The sequence below is a fragment of the Oleiagrimonas sp. genome (genome assembly GCF_027858935.1).
GTDB lineage: Bacteria > Pseudomonadota > Gammaproteobacteria > Xanthomonadales > Rhodanobacteraceae > Oleiagrimonas.
The window spans coordinates 1-3,520 of record NZ_JAQIBU010000006.1 but is presented as its reverse complement, the minus strand read 5'-3'; the positions used below and the strand labels follow the sequence as shown (position 1 = coordinate 3,520).

The window sequence follows — 3,520 nt, the reverse complement described above, 5'->3', positions numbered from 1 at the left end:
GGGACCACGCTGCGCGCAGGGTTTCCGCTGCGCTGGCGCGCGCTCTGGCAGCGCTCGGTCGGCAGCAGTCGTGCCTGGAAGCTGGTGATGGACACAGTGTTCAATCCGTGGGTCGCTTCGTTCCTGTTCTTCGGTGTGATCTATGTCTGGCTGTGGCCACCCATCCACTTCGTGGCGATGCTCGACTGGCGCTGGTATCGCGTCATGAACTGGAGCGTGACCGTCGACGGACTGCTGTTCTGGTGGCTGGTGCTCGATCGCCGGCCCAGTCCACCCGCGCGCCTTTCTCCGGGCGTGCGGATCCTGGTCGCGCTTGCCGTGGCTTTGCCGCAGATCCTGATTGGCGCCTACATCACGTTCGCGCGCACTGACCTGTACCCCATCTACGACATCTGCGGCCGCGCCTTCCCTTCGATCAGTTTCCTCACATCGCAGATGATCGGAGGGTTGGTGCTGTGGATTCCCAGCGCGATGATGAGCGTGATCGCGGCACTGGTGGCCCTGCGCAACTGGATATCGTTGTCCTCGCGCGGACGATTGCCGCCGAGGGGCGCGGCGGCAGCCCGCGTGGTGGCTGCCCGGGAGCGGCGTGCCCGAGGCTGAAGCATGTCCGGCCGGGAGTGGCCGGAGTGGCACGAGTCAGTCGTTCACGCCGCTGGCGTTGGCCGGACGGGCCAGGAAGGATGCGTCCTGGGTGCGGCCATCGGCGAACCGCAGCGTGATGGTCACGCGGGAGCCGATCTTCACGGGATGCACCGCGTGCATCAGCATCAGGTGATAGCCTCCGGGAGCGAGCCGGACCGAACCATGCGCGGGCACGCTCAGGTGGTCCACCGCATGCATGCGCGAGATGCCACCGGATTCGCTGCTTTCGTGCAGCATCACTCTGGCATAGGCGTTGCTGCGTGCTGCGACCAGTTTGACCTCTTGGTTCCCGGGATTGGTGAGTATGGCGTATCCGGCGTTGGGCAATGCACCCGGGAGCACCCGGATCCATGCGTCATGGACCTGCAAAGGGGCACTGACGCCAGCGTGTGCAAGTCCGCTCGTGGCCCATGCAACGAGGGCCAGCAGGGCGAGACGTGTGATCATGCGCATGCTCAGGCGCCCTTCAGCAGCAGGCGAAGGTCGTGCTCAAGGTCCTTGTTGCTGGTGGCTGGGGTGGCCAGCACGCGTGCATGTCCCTTGCTGTCGAATATATAAATCGCCGCGCTGTGGTTGACCTCGTAACCGCCATCCTTCTGCACCTTGCCGCGATCGAACGCCGCGCGATAGCGCTTGGCCAAGGCCCGGATCTGGTCGGGGGTGCCGGTCAGGCCCACATCGTGCTTGTCGAAGGCGGTGACGTACTGGTGCAGCACCGGCACGGTATCGCGTGCCGGATCCACGCTCACGAACAGGAACCGGATGCCGTCAGCCAGCTTGCCCAGTTGCTGCATGACCACATGCATGCGCGTCATGGTCAGCGGGCAGACGTCCGGACAATGCGTATAGCCGAAATACATCATCACGACCTTGCCGCGGAAATCCTTCGCGGTCATGGTCTTGCCGTTGTCGGCGGTCAGCTGGAACTTCAGGTTCGGGAGGTGACCAGTGACATTGGTCAGGTCGAACCGGGGCTTTGCAGCGCTGCTGCAGGCGCCGAGCAGAACCAGCAGGGCCAGACTGGACACGCGCATCATCCAGCGCGCACGTCCGCGGGTACGGAGTGAGGATCCAGTGATCATGATATGTCACGATACGCCGAAGTGACTTTAGATAGTTCCAGGAGGTTCCCGGTGCGACAATTTGTCTCCCGCGCATCCGCTTATGCCGCAGGCCTTGCGGGCGCGAGCGCGGTTCTGCTCGGGGCCTTCGGCGCCCATGCCCTGCGCGGTGTACTCGATGCCGAACACGCCCAGATCTGGGAAACCGCGGTCAAGTACCAGTTCTGGCATGCATTGGCGCTGGTGATGACCGTGGCCATGGTCCCGAAGGGCCGTGCAAGGCACATCGCCGTGCACGCCTTCGGATACGGCATCGTTCTTTTCAGCGGAAGCCTTTATCTACTGGCACTGGGTGCTCCGCGCTGGGTCGGCCTGGTCACTCCGTTCGGTGGAGTTGCCTTCGTTGTCGGTTGGGTCGCGCTGGCCATGGCGCTGGCTCGGCACCATGGCGCATGAGGCGATTCAGCGGGCCGAGCCGGTCGGTATCAGGCGCAATCCTATGATGCGGCCCTTGCTGTCGCAGGCGACGGCGGCATGCACGGGGCCCTTGGCGAATTTCAGTGGGGTCGAGACCAGCAAAAAGCCCTTTTCGGCGTGTGCTGTGGCCAGGCCACGACTCTTGTAGGTACCCGCCTGCTTATTGAGCGTGTTCCAGACCGAGCGGATGCGATCGACAGAGAATTGCTTGCGCATCTTGGTGCCGAAATGCGCGCGCGCCTTGCCATAGTCCTTTTTGACAAGCGCATCGAACATCTGGCCCGAGCGCGCCTTGCAGGTGGCTACGGAGCGGACCGATTCGGCGGCTCGGGAGGGCAGGGCAGTGACGGCAAGGGACAGAATGGCGGCGGAAATGACGAGCGTCTGGGTGCGGATCATGGGGTTCTCCTGACGGGAACGTGGCGGGCTCCGGCATCGACACATCTGGGTCAGTCCGGAATGTATCGCTTCAGCTGATGGTAGCGTGCGGCCCGTGACAGGCGGAGTGTGTTGTTTTTTGCCGTTCAGTTTCGGCACGTGGGCACGCGAGGGCCGATCCGTCAGTGCGAGCCGGGATTTTGTTGTGTGTCGGGTGTGGGAGGGTCTGGGGGCGCTCGGAAGCTGCCGTCCGACATTCGAGTGCCGCTTACCGTGTTGTCCTGGCTGGACATGTGGCTACTGGCGCTGAATCGGAGGGGTTGACCATTTTGGGTCTCTGTTTCGGTCACGCTGTTGCGTATCCGCAGTGGCCGGCCGGTGCGCGCGAACTGGACGTTCAGCTCGCTGCGCGTGACGACTCGTCCTGGCAGCGCGTTGCGCTGGTAATGCAGGTAGCCGACCCGGCGTCCGTCCAGGGTTGCCGTCATCCATATCGTGCGTGTCGTGTCCGGGGCTGCCGGCAAGGGCGCAGTGGACCGTGCGTGAGTTGTCGGCAGGAACAGGACGAGCAGCAGCATTCAGAGGGTTGCTTTGGGCGATGACCTGGAACACGCCCATCGACATGCTCCCTTGCGGGGTTTGTCCATCGGGGACCGTTGAGAAATGCGTGATCGCATGTGTTGTCACCTCGGGGAGCAATGGCAGTGGACATGCTCGGGATCGCGTTCGTCAACAGCCATCCGGGTGTGGCGACAGAAGACGTAGAATAGGCCATTTGACGAGGAGCGCGCATGAAACCCCTTGGAACAGCGTTGTCCCCAAGCGCCACGCGCGTGTTGTTGCTGGGTTCGGGCGAGTTGGGCAAGGAGTTGGCCATCGAGCTGCAGCGTCTGGCGGTGGAGGTGATCGCCGTGGATCGCTATGCCAACGCCCCCGCCATGCAGGTCGCCCATCGCAGC

The 3,520-nt window shown here is 63.6% G+C and carries 6 protein-coding genes and 1 pseudogene; 3 read left to right on the top strand and 4 right to left on the bottom strand.

Going from position 1 to position 3,520, the window contains the following annotated elements:
- The coding region (locus PF446_RS00280) for a cytochrome c oxidase assembly protein (RefSeq protein ID WP_298068547.1) at positions 1-603 on the top strand (603 nt) is incomplete at its 5' end.
- 36 nt (positions 604-639) lie between these two features.
- Here PF446_RS00280 and PF446_RS00275 read toward each other — a convergent pair.
- Positions 640-1,092 carry a copper chaperone PCu(A)C gene (locus PF446_RS00275; RefSeq protein ID WP_298068546.1) on the bottom strand — a complete coding sequence of 151 codons (453 nt, stop codon included), beginning with the start codon at positions 1,090-1,092 and terminating at the stop codon, positions 640-642.
- An 8-nt stretch (positions 1,093-1,100) separates the two neighbouring features.
- Positions 1,101-1,679, bottom strand: a complete 579-nt coding sequence (locus tag PF446_RS00270) for an SCO family protein (protein ID WP_298068548.1) — start codon at positions 1,677-1,679, stop codon at positions 1,101-1,103.
- Positions 1,680-1,778: 99 nt separating this feature from the next.
- Here PF446_RS00270 and PF446_RS00265 point away from each other — a divergent pair, with 99 nt between their 5' ends.
- Complete coding sequence (locus tag PF446_RS00265) at positions 1,779-2,162, top strand: DUF423 domain-containing protein (RefSeq protein WP_298068544.1); 384 nt, start codon at positions 1,779-1,781, stop codon at positions 2,160-2,162.
- Positions 2,163-2,168: 6 nt separating this feature from the next.
- Here PF446_RS00265 and PF446_RS00260 read toward each other — a convergent pair whose 3' ends face one another.
- The gene (locus PF446_RS00260) at positions 2,169-2,582 is read right to left on the bottom strand and encodes a DUF3887 domain-containing protein (protein WP_298068542.1); all 414 of its coding nucleotides are present in this window, start codon (positions 2,580-2,582) and stop codon (positions 2,169-2,171) included.
- A gap of 161 nt (positions 2,583-2,743) precedes the next feature.
- The gene (locus PF446_RS00255; protein ID WP_298068541.1) at positions 2,744-3,139 is read right to left on the bottom strand and encodes a hypothetical protein; all 396 of its coding nucleotides are present in this window, start codon (positions 3,137-3,139) and stop codon (positions 2,744-2,746) included.
- A gap of 213 nt (positions 3,140-3,352) precedes the next feature.
- On the opposite strand from PF446_RS00255, the pseudogene PF446_RS00250 reads away from it, so the two are divergent.
- Positions 3,353-3,520, top strand: a pseudogene (locus PF446_RS00250) (phosphoribosylglycinamide formyltransferase 2); the annotation flags it as partial.